Origin of the sequence: Streptomyces sp. MH60 (assembly GCF_002939385.1) — a bacterium.
GTDB lineage: Bacteria > Actinomycetota > Actinomycetes > Streptomycetales > Streptomycetaceae > Streptomyces.
In genome coordinates this window covers 1-16,206 of the sequence record NZ_MULI01000084.1, presented here as the reverse complement: position 1 = coordinate 16,206, position 16,206 = coordinate 1, and the positions used below count along the sequence as shown (strand labels likewise).

Below are 16,206 nucleotides of genomic sequence, written 5' to 3'. Positions count from 1 at the left end.
GGGCATGACGGACCGTAAGCACGAACTCGCCGCGAACCTGGCGAAAGTGGAAGAGCGCATCACCGCCGCCTGCGCGGCCGCGGGCCGCCCGCGCGAGGACGTGACCCTGATCGTGGTCACCAAGACCTACCCCGCGGACGATGTGCGCATTCTCTCGGAACTCGGGGTGCGCCATGTCGCGGAGAACCGCGACCAGGACGCGGCACCCAAGGCCGCCGCCTGCTCCGACCTGCCGCTTTCATGGCATTTCGTCGGTCAGCTGCAGACCAACAAGGTGCGTTCCGTGGTCGGTTACGCCGACGTCGTGCAGTCGGTCGACCGGGCCAGGCTGGTCACGGCCCTGTCGAAGGAGGCCGTACGGGCCGGCCGCGAGGTGGGCTGTCTCCTCCAGGTCGCGCTGGACGCGGGGGAGAGCGGGCGCGGGGAGCGCGGTGGCGTCGCGCCCGCCGGAATCGAAGAGTTGGCCGACCTGGTCGCCGGATCGGACGGGCTGCGGTTCGACGGGCTGATGACCGTGGCCCCGCTCACCGGCGAGTACGCGGGACGCCAACAGGCGGCGTTCGAGCACCTCATGGATTTGTCGACCTACGTGCGCCGAACCCATCCGGCTGCGAACATGGTCTCCGCGGGGATGAGTGCGGACCTCGAACAGGCCGTGGCCGCCGGAGCGACACATGTACGCGTCGGCACTGCGGTACTCGGAGTCCGACCCAGGCTCGGGTAACGTCGCCAAGAAGTCGGACCACAGCAGAAAATATGGTCATTACCGCCGAAAGGCGGACGCAACGACCTCGTGGATCGCAGGCACTTGGAGTCGTCGGCAGATCCACCACAGAGCGGAGGACTCAGAGCATGGCCGGCGCGATGCGCAAGATGGCGGTCTACCTCGGCCTCGTGGAGGACGATGGGTACGACGGCCGGGGGTTCGACCCCGACGACGACTTCGAACCCGAACTGGACCCGGAACCCGAGCGGGATCACCGGCGCCACGAACCGGCGCACCAGTCACATGGTGCGCATCAGCCCCAAAGGGACGAAGAGGTACGAGTCGTACAACCGCCCGCGCAGCGCGAGCCGATGCCCCGTTCCTCTTCGCTCGCGGCGGAATCCGGCCGTCCGGCGCGGATCGCGCCCGTGGCGTCCATCACACAAGAACGCGCAAGCCTGGAAAAGAGCGCACCGGTCATCATGCCCAAGGTCGTGTCCGAACGAGAGCCCTACCGGATCACCACACTTCACCCCCGGACCTACAACGAGGCCCGTACCATCGGGGAACACTTCCGTGAGGGCACGCCGGTGATCATGAATCTCACTGAGATGGATGACACAGATGCGAAGCGACTTGTCGACTTTGCGGCCGGTTTGGTGTTTGGTCTTCACGGCAGTATCGAGCGGGTGACGCAGAAGGTGTTCCTGCTGTCTCCTGCTAACGTCGATGTCACGGCGGAGGACAAGGCCCGCATCGCAGAGGGCGGGTTCTTCAACCAGAGCTGAGACGCACCACCGGTACAGAGCAAGAACACGGGCCCGAGGAAGGGTCCGAGAGATGGTTCAGGGGAGAGGGAAGCACAGGTCATGAGCGTGGTCCTGGATGTCGTCTACATCGCGCTGATGTGCTTCCTCATCGTGCTCATCTTCCGGTTGGTCATGGACTACGTCTTCCAGTTCGCCCGCTCGTGGCAACCCGGCAAGGCGATGGTGGTCGTTCTGGAGGCCACCTACACTGTCACCGATCCACCGTTGAAGCTTCTGCGGCGGTTCATCCCGCCGCTGCGTCTCGGGGGCGTGGCGCTCGACCTGTCCTTCTTCGTACTGATGATCATCGTCTACATCCTGATCTCGATCGTGAGCCGGCTGTGATCGATGAGAGAGATACGGGCTTGCCGAATGCCGACGACAACGTTGAGGTGAAGAGATGCCGTTGACCCCCGAGGACGTGCGGAACAAGCAGTTCACGACCGTCCGCCTCCGAGAAGGCTATGACGAGGACGAGGTCGATGCCTTCCTCGACGAGGTCGAAGCCGAACTGACCCGGCTGCTCCGCGAGAACGAGGACCTGCGCGCCAAGCTGGCCGCGGCGACGCGCGCGGCCGCGCAGAACCAGCAGAACATGCGCAAGCCTCCGGAACCTCCGCAGGATCAGCAGCAGCCGCCGCAGCACCAGCAGCAGGGGCATCCCCCGCAGCAGGGCGGCATGCCGCAGCAGGGCATGCGAGGTCCCGGCGCTCCGGTGCCCGCCGGAATATCGGGCCCGCCGCAGCAGCAGATGGGTGGCCCCATGGGTGGCCCGCCCCAGCTGCCGAGCGGTGCCCCGCAGCTGCCCGCCGGCCCCGGCGGACAGGGTGGCCCGCAGGGTCCCGGCCCGATGGGCCAGGGTCCCGGGCCGATGGGCCAGGGCCCGGGTCCGATGCAGGGCCAGATGGGTCACGGTCCGATGGGCGGCCCCATGGGCGGCCCGCAGGGCCCCGGTGGTCCCGGCATGCCCGGTCAGGGTGGCCCCGGCGGCGACAGTGCCGCCCGCGTGCTCTCGCTGGCCCAGCAGACCGCCGACCAGGCGATCGCCGAGGCCCGTTCCGAGGCCAACAAGATCGTCGGTGAGGCGCGTTCGCGTGCCGAGGGTCTGGAGCGGGACGCCCGTGCCAAGGCGGACGCCCTGGAGCGGGACGCGCAGGAGAAGCACCGCGTCGCGATGGGCTCCCTGGAGTCCGCCCGCGCCACGCTGGAGCGCAAGGTCGAGGACCTGCGCGGCTTCGAGCGCGAGTACCGCACGCGGCTGAAGTCCTACCTGGAGTCGCAGCTGCGCCAGCTGGAGACCCAGGCGGACGACTCGCTCGCCCCGCCGCGCACGCCCGCGACGGCTTCCCTGCCGCCGTCCCCGGCGCCCTCGATGGCACCGGCCGGCGCCAGTGCGCCGTCCTACGGCGGCAACCAGTCGATGGGCAACGGCCCGGGTCAGTCCGGTCCGTCCTACGGCGGTCAGCAGCAGATGTCGCCGGCGATGACCCAGCCGATGGCACCGGTGCGGCCCCAGGGGCCGTCGCCGATGGGGCAGGCGCCTTCGCCGATGCGCGGGTTCCTGATCGACGAGGACGACAACTGATCTGTAGTACGGCGTAGCCTTCGGCAACGTTCAGGGAGGGCCCCGGGTTTCTGACCCGGGGCCCTCCCTTTTGCCGCGCGGGGTGCCGCTGCGACAGAGGGGCCCGCATCCCGGTCCAGGGATGCGGGCCCCTCTGTGCTGTTCGGGCTACGGCTCCTGCTTGCGCAGGCGGAACACCAGGGACAGGCCCTCGTCCGTGAACGGCTCCCCGTACGTGTCGTCCGCCTCGCCCTGGGCGAAGTCCGCCGCCAGGACCTCGTCGGCGATCAGGCCGGAGTGGTCGGTCAGGGCGGCGATCGTCGCCGGGTCCGTGGCCGTCCAGCGCAGGGCGATCCGGTCGGCGACGTCGAGGCCGCTGTTCTTGCGGGCCTCCTGGATCAGGCGGATCGCGTCCCGGGCGAGGCCCGCGCGGCGCAGCTCCTCCGTGATCTCCAGGTCGAGCGCCACCGTCGCGCCCGAGTCGGAGGCGACCGACCAGCCCTCGCGCGGCGTCTCCGTGATGATCACCTCGTCGGGGGCGAGCGTCACGGTCTCGCCGTCGACCTCCACCGAGGCCGTGCCCTCGCGCAGCGCCAGGGACAGCGCGGCGGCGTCCGCGGCGGCGACGGCCTTCGCCACGTCCTGGACGCGCTTGCCGAACCGCTTGCCCAGCGCCCGGAAGTTGGCCTTCGCCGTCGTGTCGACCAGGGAGCCGCCGACCTCGCTCAGCGACGCGAGGGACGCGACGTTCAGCTCCTCGGTGATCTGCGTGTGCAGCTCGGGGGAGAGCGTGTCGAAGCCCGCCACCGCGATCAGCGCGCGGCTGAGCGGCTGCCGGGTCTTGACGCCCGACTCCGCGCGCGTGGCACGGCCCAGCTCGACCAGGCGGCGGACCAGGACCATCTGCTTCGACAGCTCCGGGTCGATCGCCGTGAGGTCGGCCTTTGGCCACGACGACAGGTGCACCGACTCCGGCGCGCCCGGGGTGACCGGCACGACCAGGTCCTGCCAGACCCGCTCGGTGATGAACGGGGTCAGCGGCGCCATCAGCTTGGTGACCGTCTCGACGACCTCGTGCAGGGTGCGCAGCGCCGCCTTGTCGCCCTGCCAGAAGCGGCGGCGGGAGCGGCGCACGTACCAGTTGGACAGGTCGTCGACGAACGCGGACAGCAGCTTGCCGGCGCGCTGGGTGTCGTAGGCGTCCAGCGCCCGCGTCACCTGGTCGGTCAGCGCGTGCAGCTCGGAGAGCAGCCAGCGGTCCAGCACCGGGCGGTCGGCCGGGGCCGGGTCCGCCCCGCTCGGCGCCCAGCCCGAGGTGCGGGCGTACAGGGCCTGGAAGGCGACCGTGTTCCAGTACGTGAGGAGCGTCTTGCGGACGACCTCCTGGATCGTGCCGTGGCCCACCCGGCGGGCCGCCCAGGGCGAACCGCCGGCCGCCATGAACCAGCGGACCGCGTCGGCGCCGTGCTGGTCCATCAGCGGGATCGGCTGGAGGATGTTGCCCAGGTGCTTGGACATCTTGCGGCCGTCCTCGGCGAGGATGTGGCCGAGGCAGACCACGTTCTCGTAGGACGACTTGTCGAAGACCAGGGTGCCGACCGCCATCAGCGTGTAGAACCAGCCGCGGGTCTGGTCGATGGCCTCGGAGATGAACTGCGCCGGGTAGCGGCTCTCGAACAGCTCCTTGTTCTTGTACGGGTAGCCCCACTGCGCGAAGGGCATCGAACCCGAGTCGTACCAGGCGTCGATCACCTCCGGCACGCGCGTGGCCGTCTTCCCGCACCCGTCCTGGGGGCAGGAGAAGGTCACGTCGTCGATGTACGGGCGGTGCGGGTCCAGGGCCGACTGGTCGGTGCCGGACAGCCCGGTCAGCTCCGCGCGGGAGCCGACGACCGTGAGGTGGTCGTCCTCGCAGCGCCAGATCGGCAGCGGGGTGCCCCAGTAGCGGTTGCGGGAGAGCGCCCAGTCGATGTTGTTGTTCAGCCAGTCGCCGTACCGGCCGTGCTTGACCGCCTCCGGGAACCAGTTGGTCTTCTCGTTCTCCTGGAGGAGGCGGTCCTTGACGGCGGTGGTGCGGATGTACCAGGACGGCTGCGCGTAGTAGAGCAGCGCGGTGTGGCAGCGCCAGCAGTGCGGGTAGCTGTGCTCGTAGGGGATGTGCTTGAAGAGCAGGCCCCGGGTGTCCAGGTCCTCGGTGAGCTTCTCGTCGGCCTTCTTGAAGAAGACGCCGCCGACCAGCGGGACGTCCTCCTCGAAGGTGCCGTCCGGGCGGACCGGGTTGACCACCGGCAGGCCGTACGCGCGGCAGACCTTGAGGTCGTCCTCACCGAAGGCGGGGGACTGGTGGACGAGGCCGGTGCCGTCCTCGGTGGTGACGTAGTCCGCGTTCACCACGTAGTGCGCGGGCTCCGGGAACTCCACCAGCTCGAACGGGCGCTGGTACGTCCAGCGCTCCATCTCGGCGCCGGTGAAGGACCGGCCGGTGGTCTCCCAGCCCTCGCCGAGGGCCTTCTCCACCAGCGGCTCGGCGACGACCAGCTTCTCCGCGCCGTTGGTCGCGACGACGTAGGTGACGTCGGGGTGCGCGGCGACCGCCGTGTTGGAGACCAGGGTCCACGGGGTCGTCGTCCAGACGACCAGCGCGGCCTCGCCGGCCAGCGGGCCCGAGGTCAGCGGGAAGCGGACGTAGACGGACGGGTCGACCACCGTCTCGTAGCCCTGGGCCAGCTCGTGGTCGGACAGGCCGGTGCCGCAGCGGGGGCACCAGGGGGCGACGCGGTGGTCCTGGACCAGCAGGCCCTTGTTGAAGATCTCCTTCAGCGACCACCAGACGGACTCGATGTACTCGGGGTCCATCGTGCGGTACGGGTCCTGGAGGTCGGCCCAGTAGCCCATGCGGGTCGTGAGCTCTTCGAAGGCGTCGGTGTGCCGGGTCACCGACTCGCGGCACTTCGCGTTGAACTCGGCGATGCCGTACGCCTCGATGTCCTGCTTGCCGGAGAAGCCCAGCTCCTTCTCCACCGCCAGCTCCACCGGCAGGCCGTGGCAGTCCCAGCCGGCCTTGCGGCCCACGTGGTAGCCGCGCATCGTGCGGAAGCGGGGGAAGACGTCCTTGAAGACCCGCGCCTCGATGTGGTGGGCGCCGGGCATGCCGTTGGCGGTGGGCGGGCCCTCGTAGAACACCCACTCGGGGCGGCCCTCGGACTGCTCCAGGCTCTTGGCGAAGATCTTCTGCTCACGCCAGAAGTCGAGCACCGCGTGTTCGAGCGCGGGAAGGTCGACCTGGGCGGGCACCTGGCGGTACTGCGGCTGCGTATTCAACGAGCTTCCTCCGGCGGACGTGCTGCCTTCCGTCGGAGGGACGAGAGCCGTGCTCCCGCGGTACCACCCTCCTTGGCCCGCCGGTGCGTCGTGTGCTCCGGTGAGCCCCCTCATTGGGGTCGCGAGCCGGTTCTACTCGCCGCGACTGTCCCGTCACGGCTTTCTTCCGGCGGCTCCGGGGTGATCTTCACGTCGCGCCGGCCCCCGGGCTCACACCGTCCCCGGGTCGCTCTGGGCTGCTCACGCCGCTACTCGTCCCCATCCACGCTTTTCGCTGCGCCCAGTGTACGGCGCCGGGCGGACAGCGGCCGACCGGTTTCGGTGTGACCCGAATGCCGCCGTCCCGGGTCCGGGTCCCGAGCCGTCGGGCCGGGGGGCTTCCGGCGGATTACCGGGCGGGGAGCTGGGCACAACGCATGCATGCTCGCCGCGTGGCGCACGGTGGGCGGGCGAATCGGGCGGCGTGCCCCGTTGCCGCGAGGGCGGAGTCGATTTATCGTCCCAGCACGATTCGCGCGCAAGATCACAATATGTGAAGGGGCCGCGGCCATGGTGGCGAAGAAGAAGACGACGGCCGCGAAGCAGAGCGCCGCCGAGGAGGGCGCCGCGGAGCAGGACCCCGCGGAGCAGGACCCCGCGGAGCAGGCGGGGGCGGGGAAGAGCCCGGCAAAGAGGACCGGGGCCAAGAAGACCGCGGCGAAGAAGAGCACGACGAAGAGCACGGCCAAGAAGAGCACGGCCAAGAAAGTGGGCGCGGCCGAGGCCGCGGAGCAGACGGGAGCCACGACGGTGGTTGCGAAGAAGACCCCTGGCACGGCCACAGCGGCCAAGACCGCTGTTCCCAAGGCCCGCGGCACCGCCGCGGACCCCGGTGACCTCGCGGTACGCCCCGGCGAGGAACCCTGGACCCCGCAGGAGGTCGAGGAGGCACGCGGCGGGCTGGAGTCCGAGGCCGACCGGCTGCGCACCGAGATCGACACCTCCGAGCGGTCGTTGCAGGGCATGATGCGGGACTCCGGCGACGGCGCGGGCGACGACGAGGCGGACACCGGCAGCAAGAACATCACGCGCGAGCACGAACTGGCGCTGGCCGCCACCGCGCGCGAGGTGCTCACCCAGACCGAGCGCGCCCTGGAACGTCTGGACGCGGGCACCTACGGCCTGTGCGAGAACTGCGGCAACCCGATCGGCAAGGCGCGGATGCAGGCCTTCCCGCGGGCCACCCTCTGCGTCGAGTGCAAGCAGAAGCAGGAGCGCCGGTACTGAGCCGAGGCCGGGACGGGAAGTGTGCCGTACCCTCGTGCTCAGTCAAGGACCTAGGCTGAGGGACTCACGTGGCAGAGGCGGAGCGCATCATCGGTACTCCGGACACCCCGGACGCGGCGGGGGACGGGCGGGAGCGGCCCGCGGCCGATCAGGAGCGGAAGCGGGAGCAGGCTCCTGAGCGCCCTCGCGGCAAGCGGCGGGTCGCCGTGCTGTTCGCGGTCGCCGTCTTCGCCTACCTGCTCGACCTGGGCAGCAAGATGATCGTGGTCGCCAAGCTGGAGCACCACGAGCCGATCGAGATCATCGGCGACTGGCTGAGGTTCGCCGCGATCCGCAACGCGGGCGCGGCCTTCGGCTTCGGCGAGGCCTTCACGATCATCTTCACGGTGATCGCGGCGGCCGTGATCGTCGTGATCGCCCGCCTCGCGCGCAAGCTCCGCAGCCTGCCCTGGGCGATCGCGCTCGGCCTGCTGCTCGGCGGCGCCCTCGGCAACCTCACCGACCGGATCTTCCGCGCCCCCGGCGTCTTCGAGGGCGCGGTCGTGGACTTCATCGCGCCCAAGCACTTCGCCGTCTTCAACCTGGCCGACTCGGCGATCGTCTGCGGCGGCATCCTGATCGTGATCCTCTCCTTCCGGGGCCTGGACCCGGACGGGACCGTCCACAAGGACTGAGCGGGTACGGGGACTGGGCGGGCACCCGGACTGAGCGCGCGTTCGGGAGTGTCCGGGCCGTCCGGCATACTCGACGGGTGAGCACGATTCCCGAGATCCGTACCCTGCCCGTGCCGGACGGCCTGGAGGGCGAGCGCGTCGACGCCGCCATCTCCCGCATATTCGGCTTCTCCCGTACCAAGGCCGCGGAGCTTGCCGCGGCGGGCAAGGTGCAGGTCGACGGATCGGTGGTCGGCAAGTCCGAGCGGGTCCACGGCGGCGCCTGGCTGGAGGTCGAGATGCCGCAGGCGCCCGCGCCCGTGCAGGTGGTCGCCGAGCCCGTCGAGGGCATGGAGATCGTGCACGACGACGAGGACGTGGTCGTGATCGTCAAGCCCGTCGGCGTCGCGGCCCACCCGTCCCCGGGCTGGAACGGGCCGACGGTCATCGGCGGACTGGCCGCCGCCGGCTACCGCATCTCCACGTCCGGTGCCGCCGAGCGCCAGGGCATCGTGCACCGCCTCGACGTCGGCACCTCCGGCCTGATGGCGGTGGCCAAGTCGGAGCGCGCCTACACCTCGCTCAAGCGCCAGTTCAAGGAGCGCACGGTCGACAAGCGCTACCACACGCTCGTGCAGGGCCACCCCGACCCGACCAGCGGCACCATCGACGCCCCCATCGGCCGCCACCCGCAGCACGACTACAAGTGGGCCGTCACCGCCGAGGGCAAGGCCTCCGTCACGCACTACGACCTCATCGAGGCCTTCCGCGCCGCCTCCCTGCTCGACGTGAAGCTGGAGACCGGCCGCACCCACCAGATCCGCGTCCACATGGCCGCCCACCGCCACCCCTGCGTCGGCGACCTGACCTACGGCGCGGACCCCACCCTCGCCAAGCGGCTGCGCCTGACCCGCCAGTGGCTGCACGCCGTGCGGCTCGGCTTCGAGCATCCCGGCACCGGCGACTGGGTCGAGTACGCCAGCGACTACCCCGAGGACCTCCAGCAGGCCCTGGACCTGGTCCGCGAGGAGACCTACGGATGAGCACCCCGAGCCCGGCCCCGGCCGCCTACGAGGTGCGTGTCGCCGAGGACCCCGCCGACCGCGAGGCCTGCTTCGCCGTCCGCAAGGACGTCTTCGTCGCCGAGCAGAAGGTCCCCGAGGACATCGAGTACGACGCCTACGACGCCGATGCCGTGCACGTCCTGGCCCTCCGCGAGGACGGCGTGCCGCTCGGCACCGGCCGGCTGCTGCACGGTGCGGCCGCCGTCGCGAAGAACGGCGACGGCGACCCGGCCGTCGGCTCCCTGGGCCGGCTCGCGGTGACCGCCGCCGCCCGCGGACTGGGCGTCGGCGCCGCGCTGGTGCGGGCCGTCGAGGACGCCGCACGCGCGCGGGGACTCACCGCCGTGGACCTGCACGCGCAGACCCACGCCCTGGGTTTCTACGAGCGACTGGGGTACCAGGCGTACGGACCGGAGTTCCCCGACGCCGGGATCCCCCACCGCGCGATGCGGCGCTCCCTGTAGCGGGGGCGCCGAACCGGCCGGTGCGGCGGGTGGCGTGGCAGGCTTGGGGTTCGCCGGGTGAATGCCCAGACCACAGCCCCTAGACCCCACCGGAGCGGTGACCGTGGATCAGCTGGCCCTGTTGTTCATGCTGTTGCTCGGGGCCCTGCTGAGCGTCCCGATCGGTGCCCGGCTCGGGCTGCCGGCGCCGGTGCTGATGACGCTCCTCGGGATCGTCCTGGCCCTGCTCGACTTCGTGCCCAACGTCGACATCCCGCCCGAACTGATCCTGCCCGGGCTGCTGCCGCCGCTGCTGTACGCCGCCGTACGGCGCACCTCCTGGCGGCAGTTCGCGGCCAACAAACGCCCGATCTTCCTGCTGGCCGTCGCGCTGGTCCTCGTCACCATGGTCTGCGTGGCCTCCGTCGCCCACGCGATCGTGCCGGGGCTGCCGCTCGCCGCCGCCTTCGCACTGGGCGCGCTGGTGGCGCCGCCCGACCCGGTCGCCGCGACCGCCGTCGCCGGGCAACTGGGGCTGCCGCGCCGCCTGGTGTCCATCCTGGAGGGCGAGGGGCTCTTCAACGACGTGACGGCCATCGTCCTGTACCACGTGGCCATCGCCGCCGCGGTCGGCGGTTCCTTCTCGCCGTGGCGGGCCGGGTCCGACCTCGTGCTGTCCGCCGTCGTCGCCGTCGCGATCGGGCTCGCCCTGGGCTGGGGCTCCAACAAGCTCATGGACGTGCTGGGCGACCCGACGCTGCAGATCGGGCTGACCCTGCTGGTGCCGTTCGTGAGCTACGTCGCCGCCGACGAACTGCACGGATCGGGCGTGCTCGCCGTGCTCACCACCGCCATGTTCCTCGCCGAGTACGCCTCCGACGCCGACGACGTGATGACCCGGCTCGGCGGACACACCGTCTGGGACGTGGTCGACACCCTGGTCACCGGGGTGGCCTTCGGACTGATCGGGCTGGAACTGCACAACGCCGTCCGCACCGCCTCCGGCCGGTGGACGGAACTGCTCGGCTGGGCGGGGGCCATCCTGGTCGTGGTCGTCCTGGTCCGGCTGCTGTGGCTGCTGCCGGCCACCTGGCTGACCCAGCGGCTGCACGCCCGGCGGGACCAGGACGAGGACATCCCGACCAGCTGGCGGGAGACGGTGGTCATGTGGTGGGCGGGGATGCGGGGCGTGGCCTCGGTCGCGCTGGCCCTGGCGATCCCGCTGGAGACGGACGACGGAGCGCCCTTCCCGCACCGGGAGGAGATCGTCTTCATCGCGTTCGGGGTGATCATGGGCACGCTGCTGCTGCAGGGACTGACCCTGCCCTGGCTGGTGGGCCGGCTCGGGGTGCGGGCGGACACCGAGCGGGAGCAGGAGTTCGAGCGGGACCTGGCGCTGCGGGCGGCCCGGGCGGCCAAGCAGCGGCTCAAGGAGATCGAGTCGGTGGAGGAACTGCCGGAGGAGCTGTCCGAGCAGATGCTGCGGCGCGCCTTCGACATCGGCATACGCATCAGCCCGGACCTCGGCGACGAGGAGCGGCGGGAGGCGCAGGAGCAGCGGGCGCGGCGGATCAAACGGGTCCGGCGCATCCAGGGCGAGATGCTCAGCGCCGCCCGGCACGAGGTGCTGGCCGCCCGCAGCGAGCCCGGCGCCGACCCGGAGATCGTCGACCGGGTCCTGCGCCACCTCGACGTACGCAGCCTGCGCTGACCCGCGGGCGCGCCCCCGCGCCGGTCACCGGCTCTTCGTCGGCCGTTCCGTGAAGTGGCGGGAGCCCGCCCCGGACGGACGCCGGGCGTCCGCGTCGTGGGAGCGGCGGGCGTGCGGGAGGCCGTCGCGGGAGGGGCGCGGGGCCGCGTCCGCCGTGTTGACCCGCGGCAGCGCGTGGGGGTGCTCGTCGGCCAGCCAGCGGATCATCCCCTCGCGGACCGCGACCCGCACCGTCCAGATGTCGTCCGCGTCCTTCGCCGTCACCAGGGCCCGCACCTCCATGGTGGTCGGGGTGGTGTCCGTGACGGTCAGGTTGTAGCTGCGCCCGTCCCAGGCCGGGCACGCGCGCAGCAGGTCGCGCAGCCGCTCCCGCATCGCGTCGAGCGGCGCCGAGTGGTCGAGGTGCCAGAACACGGTCCCGGTCATCTGCGGGGTGCCGCGCGACCAGTTCTCGAACGGCTTCGAGGTGAAGTACGACACCGGCATCGTGATCCGGCGCTCGTCCCAGGTGCGTACGGTCAGGTACGTCAGCGTGATCTCCTCGACGGTGCCCCACTCGCCGTCCACCACGACCGTGTCGCCCATGCGCACCATGTCGCCGAAGGCGATCTGGAACCCGGCGAACAGGTTGCCCAGCGTGGACTGGGCGGCCACACCGGCGACGATGCCGATGATGCCCGCCGAGGCCAGCAGCGAGGCGCCCGCGGCGCGCATCGCCGGGAACGTCAGCAGCATCGACGACACGGCGACCACGCCGACGATCGCCGTGACCACCCGCATGATCAACGACACCTGGGTCCGCACCCGGCGCACCCGGGCCGGGTCCCGCTCGGCGTGGGCGTGCGCGTAACGGGAGTAGGACGTCTCGACGACCGCCGCGGCGATCCGGACCACCAGCCAGGCCACCGAGCCGATCAGCGCCAGCGTCAGGGTCCGGCCGACCCCGGTCCGGTGCTCGGGGAACACCCCGGCCTCGACGTACGACCCTCTCAGCAGGCCCGAGCACAGCGCGATCTGGTAGGGCACGCGGGCACGCCGCAGCAGCCCCCACAGTGGTGTCTCGGGGTGGCGTCCGTCGGCCTTGCGCAGCAACAGGTCGGTGGCCCAGCCGATGACCAGGGTCAGCAGGACCGAGCCGCCGACCACGATCAGCGGGCGGAGTATCGTCTCCATCCCTCGAACGTAACCGGCCGCAGGGCGTCGTGAACCTGTGACCTCTGTCGTGTGCGGGGTATCACCGCGCGCGACCCCGTCACACCCGGCTGGCACCATGGCCTCATGAACATCGTGCTCTTTCACTCGACCCTCGGCCCGAGGCCCGCGGTGCGGCAGGCCGCCGACCGGCTGCGCGAAGCCGGGCACCAGGTGTGGACCCCGGACCTCTACGAGGGCCGGACCTTCGACTCGGTCGAGGAGGGCATGGCCCATCAGGACGGGATCGGCCGGGAGGAGCTGCTGAAGCGGGCCGTGCTGGCCGCCGCGCCCTACTCGGAGCGGGGGCTGGTGTACGCCGGGTTCTCGCTCGGCGCCTCCATCGCCCAGACCCTCGCCCTCGGCGACCACCGGGCGCGCGGGCTGCTGCTCCTGCACGGCACCTCGGACCTCGCGCCCAACGCCTCGGTCGACGAGCTGCCGGTCCAGCTGCACGTGGCCGAGCCGGACCCCTTCGAGACGGACGACTGGCTGAGCGCCTGGTACCTCCAGATGGGCCGGATCGGTGCCGATGTCGAGGTGCACAGGTATCCCGGGGCCGGTCACCTCTACACCGACCCGGAGCTGCCCGACTACGACGCCGAGGCGGCCGAGGCCACCTGGCGGGTGGCGCTCGGCTTCCTCGAGTCCCTGCGGGAGGCTCAGACCGGGGCGTAGACGCGCTCGACCCGCTGCGTGCCGCTGCGCGTGCGGTAGGAGCGGGCCCAGGCGGACGTGGCCGCCGCGTCGGTGCGGTCGGAGACGACGTAGTAGTCCATCTGCGCCCGGTCCGCGGTGATGTCCAGCACGCCGTAGCCGTGCCGGTCGGTGTCGACCCAGTGGACGTGCCGGTTCGCGGCCCGGATCACCGGCGCCGCGACCGCCGAGACGGTGCCCTCGGGGACCTTCACGATGTCGTCGAGGTTGTCCGAGGTCACCGACGTGACGACGAACTCGGTGGCCGCCGAGGCGGACAGCGGGTACGTCCCCGCGTGGTACGGCACGTCGTTGGCCCACGCCATGTGGATGTCGCCGGTCAGGAACACGGTGTTGCGGACCGCGTGCGCGCGCAGGTGGGCCAGCAGCTCGCGCCGGTCGTCGGTGTAGCCGTCCCACTGGTCGGAGTTGAGGGCGATGCCCTCCTTCGGCAGCCCGAGCAGTTCGGCGAGCGGCCCGAGCAGCGAGGCGGGGAGCGAGCCGATCGCGAACGGCGAGATCATCACCGGGTTGCCGACCAGCCGCCAGGTGGCGTCGGAGGACGCGAGCCGGGCCTTGAGCCAGTCGAGCTGGGCGCGGCCGGTGAGGGTGCGGTCCGGGTCGTCGACCTCGCCGTCGCCGAGCGCCACCTGCTGCGAGCGGAAGGAGCGCAGGTCGAGCAGCGAGAGGTCGACGAGCCTGCCGAAGCGCAGCCGCCGGTAGGTGGTGCCGGAGATCGCCGGGCGCACCGGCATCCACTCGAAGTAGGCCCGCTTGGCGGCACTCTGCCGCTCCGCCCAGCTCCCCTCGGCGCCCTCGGTGTGGTTCTCGGCGCCGCCCGACCAGGTGTCGTCGGCGAACTCGTGGTCGTCCCAGATCGCCACCACCGGCGCCGTGGCGTGCAGGGCCTGGAGGTCGGGGTCGGTCTTGTAGCGGCCGTGCCGGATCCGGTAGTCGGCGAGGGTGAGGATCTCGTGGGCCGGTGCGTGCGGGCGCACGACGGTGTCGCGGGTGCCGTACTCGCCGGTGCCGTACTCGTAGATGTAGTCGCCCAGGTGCAGCCAGGCGTCCAGGTCGCCGCGGGCGGCGAGATGGCGGTACGAGGAGAAGTACCCGGCCTCCCAGTTGGCGCAGGACACCACGCCGAAGCGCAGGCCCGTGACGGCCGCGTCGTGCGCGGGGGCGGTGCGGGTGCGGGCGACGGGGGAGTCGGTGGGGCCCGCGGAGAAGCGGAACCAGTAGTCCGTGGCGGGCGCCAGGCCGCGGACGTCCGCCTTCACGGTGTGGTCGGAGGCGGCCGTCGCGGTGACGGAGCCCTTGGCGACCACGTTGGTGAGGGCCTTGTCCGTGGCGAGGAGCCAGCCCACCTCGGTGTCCGGACCGGCACCGGAGCCGGGTACGGCCTCGGGCGCCGGGGTCACCCGGGTCCACAGCAGGACGCCGTCGGGCAGGGGATCGCCGGAGGCGACGCCGTGCAGGAAGGCGGGGGCCGCGTCGGCCGCGCCGGCGGGCGGCGCCGCCGCGAGCGGGGCGGCCAGGACCGCACCGGCCGCCGCGGCCCTGACGACCGTACGGCGGCTCGGGGTACGGAGGTTCGCCGGGTTCCCGGCGTTCTCGGGGGCGTAGTGGTGGGGGGACGCTCTGTGTGGGCTGGTCACGGCCGATCAGGTTACTGATCGGTACGCGCGCGAGTGGGCGAACTCCCGAAAGTTCGCCCACTCGTCAGGCGACGATCACCGGGTCACTTGGTGACGCCCGCGTCCTTCAGCGCCTTCTGCCACGCGTCGGGCGTGCTCGGGGTCTCGACCACCTTGTCGTTGATCTTGATGGTCGGGGTCGACTGGACGCCCTCGGCCTTGTCGAAGGACTTGCTCATCCGCATCGCCCAGGCGTCGTAGGTGCCCTTCTCCACGGCGTCCTGGAACTTCTTGTTGTTCTTCAGGGCGTCGACCGTGTTCGCCACCTTGATCAGGTAGTCGTCCTTGGCGAACTCGTCGGAGGACTCCTCCGGGTGGTACTTGGTGGAGTACAGCGCGGTCTTGTAGTCGACGAACGCCTCGGGGCTGACGTTCAGCGCGGCGCCGAGCGCGCTCAGCGCGTTCTTCGAGCCCTCGCCGCCCAGGTTGCCGTCGAGGAAGGTGCCGATGGTGAAGGACAGCTTGTAGTCGCCGTCCGCCATGCCCTTGTTGACGGTCTCGCCGATGCTCTGCTCCATCGCCGCGCAGCCCGGGCAGCGCGGGTCCTCGTAGAGGTGGATGAGGTTGTCGGACTTGGACTCGCCCATGACGACGGTGGTGCCGTCCTTGCCGGAGGTGTTGGCCGGGGCCACCACCTTCGCCTCGGCGGCCTTGTCCCAGCCGCTCGGCTTGTTGCCCTGCACGACGGCGTAGCTGATGCCGCCGGCTATCGCCAGCACGCCGACGATGGAGGCGGCCACGATGACCTGCCGCCTGACCTTGTCGCGCTTGGCCTGACGCTCGCGCTCCTGGCGCAGGCGCTCACGGGCCGCCGTCTTCGCCGCCTGGCTGTTCCGCTTGCTCATGATGGTGATCTCTCCGGGGACGCGCACACGGGGTGTGCGGAAGTACGTATGGGGGGGACTGCCGTGCTCGGTGCTGCTCGTGCGGACCGGGTGCCGGATCACACGAGGGCGGTCACCGGGCACGGCGGTCCGCGACGTCCCAGGGAGTGGGTGAGGATCCGCTCGCGGGCGCCGGCGGTGCGGCGGGCCGGGGGAGCCGGGCGGCGCACCGCCGGGGTCCGGCGCACGCCCACGGCCGCG

14 protein-coding genes are annotated in these 16,206 nt (G+C 71.3%); 10 read left to right on the top strand and 4 right to left on the bottom strand.

The genetic code is table 11. The features are described from left to right. The first annotated feature begins 4 nt into the window (after positions 1 to 4). The 4 genes from BZZ08_RS32665 (at position 5) to divIVA (ending at position 3,100) form a co-directional block, all read left to right on the top strand. Positions 5 to 724: a YggS family pyridoxal phosphate-dependent enzyme gene (locus BZZ08_RS32665; RefSeq protein ID WP_104635813.1), complete on the top strand. Its 720-nt coding sequence runs from the start codon at positions 5 to 7 to the stop codon at positions 722 to 724. Positions 725 to 852: 128 nt separating this feature from the next. After that, positions 853 to 1,494 carry a cell division protein SepF gene (locus BZZ08_RS32660; RefSeq protein ID WP_104635812.1) on the top strand — a complete coding sequence of 214 codons (642 nt, stop codon included), beginning with the start codon at positions 853 to 855 and terminating at the stop codon, positions 1,492 to 1,494. An 81-nt stretch (positions 1,495 to 1,575) separates the two neighbouring features. Continuing rightward, positions 1,576 to 1,860 carry a YggT family protein gene (locus BZZ08_RS32655; protein WP_007448661.1) on the top strand — a complete coding sequence of 95 codons (285 nt, stop codon included), beginning with the start codon at positions 1,576 to 1,578 and terminating at the stop codon, positions 1,858 to 1,860. A 55-nt stretch (positions 1,861 to 1,915) separates the two neighbouring features. After that, on the top strand, positions 1,916 to 3,100 hold the full coding sequence (divIVA, locus tag BZZ08_RS32650) for an apical growth/hyphal branching protein DivIVA (protein WP_104635811.1): 1,185 nt from the start codon (positions 1,916 to 1,918) through the stop codon (positions 3,098 to 3,100). Positions 3,101 to 3,247: 147 nt separating this feature from the next. Here divIVA and ileS read toward each other — a convergent pair whose 3' ends face one another. Continuing rightward, positions 3,248 to 6,400: an isoleucine--tRNA ligase gene (gene ileS / locus BZZ08_RS32645; RefSeq protein ID WP_104635810.1), complete on the bottom strand. Its 3,153-nt coding sequence runs from the start codon at positions 6,398 to 6,400 to the stop codon at positions 3,248 to 3,250. A 549-nt stretch (positions 6,401 to 6,949) separates the two neighbouring features. Here ileS and BZZ08_RS32635 point away from each other — a divergent pair. The 5 genes from BZZ08_RS32635 (at position 6,950) to BZZ08_RS32615 (ending at position 11,537) form a co-directional block, all read left to right on the top strand. Next, positions 6,950 to 7,666, top strand: a complete 717-nt coding sequence (locus tag BZZ08_RS32635) for a TraR/DksA family transcriptional regulator (protein ID WP_104635809.1) — start codon at positions 6,950 to 6,952, stop codon at positions 7,664 to 7,666. Between the two features lie 68 nt (positions 7,667 to 7,734). After that, positions 7,735 to 8,340 carry a signal peptidase II gene (lspA, locus tag BZZ08_RS32630; protein WP_104635808.1) on the top strand — a complete coding sequence of 202 codons (606 nt, stop codon included), beginning with the start codon at positions 7,735 to 7,737 and terminating at the stop codon, positions 8,338 to 8,340. 77 nt (positions 8,341 to 8,417) lie between these two features. Then, complete coding sequence (locus BZZ08_RS32625) at positions 8,418 to 9,362, top strand: RluA family pseudouridine synthase (RefSeq protein WP_104635807.1); 945 nt, start codon at positions 8,418 to 8,420, stop codon at positions 9,360 to 9,362. Then, positions 9,359 to 9,847: a GNAT family N-acetyltransferase gene (locus BZZ08_RS32620; RefSeq protein WP_104635806.1), complete on the top strand. Its 489-nt coding sequence runs from the start codon at positions 9,359 to 9,361 to the stop codon at positions 9,845 to 9,847. Before BZZ08_RS32625 ends, BZZ08_RS32620 begins: the two co-directional genes overlap by 4 nt. Positions 9,848 to 9,950: 103 nt before the next feature. Beyond that, on the top strand, positions 9,951 to 11,537 hold the full coding sequence (locus tag BZZ08_RS32615) for a Na+/H+ antiporter (protein ID WP_104635823.1): 1,587 nt from the start codon (positions 9,951 to 9,953) through the stop codon (positions 11,535 to 11,537). Between the two features lie 24 nt (positions 11,538 to 11,561). On the opposite strand, the gene BZZ08_RS32610 is transcribed toward BZZ08_RS32615, so the two are convergent. Beyond that, positions 11,562 to 12,710, bottom strand: a complete 1,149-nt coding sequence (locus tag BZZ08_RS32610) for a mechanosensitive ion channel family protein (protein ID WP_104635805.1) — start codon at positions 12,708 to 12,710, stop codon at positions 11,562 to 11,564. Between the two features lie 105 nt (positions 12,711 to 12,815). Between BZZ08_RS32610 and BZZ08_RS32605 the strand changes: the two genes are divergently transcribed. Then, entirely contained in the window at positions 12,816 to 13,406 is a 591-nt protein-coding gene (locus tag BZZ08_RS32605; protein ID WP_104635822.1) for a dienelactone hydrolase family protein, read from the top strand. Here BZZ08_RS32605 and BZZ08_RS32600 read toward each other — a convergent pair. After that, a complete protein-coding gene (locus BZZ08_RS32600; protein ID WP_104635804.1) occupies positions 13,391 to 15,082 on the bottom strand; it encodes an alkaline phosphatase D family protein in 1,692 nt (563 codons plus the stop codon). The two genes, BZZ08_RS32605 and BZZ08_RS32600, sit on opposite strands and share 16 nt — an antisense overlap. A gap of 83 nt (positions 15,083 to 15,165) precedes the next feature. Then, the gene (locus BZZ08_RS32595) at positions 15,166 to 15,966 is read right to left on the bottom strand and encodes a DsbA family protein (RefSeq protein WP_104635821.1); all 801 of its coding nucleotides are present in this window, start codon (positions 15,964 to 15,966) and stop codon (positions 15,166 to 15,168) included. Between the last annotated feature and the right edge of the window lie 240 nt (positions 15,967 to 16,206).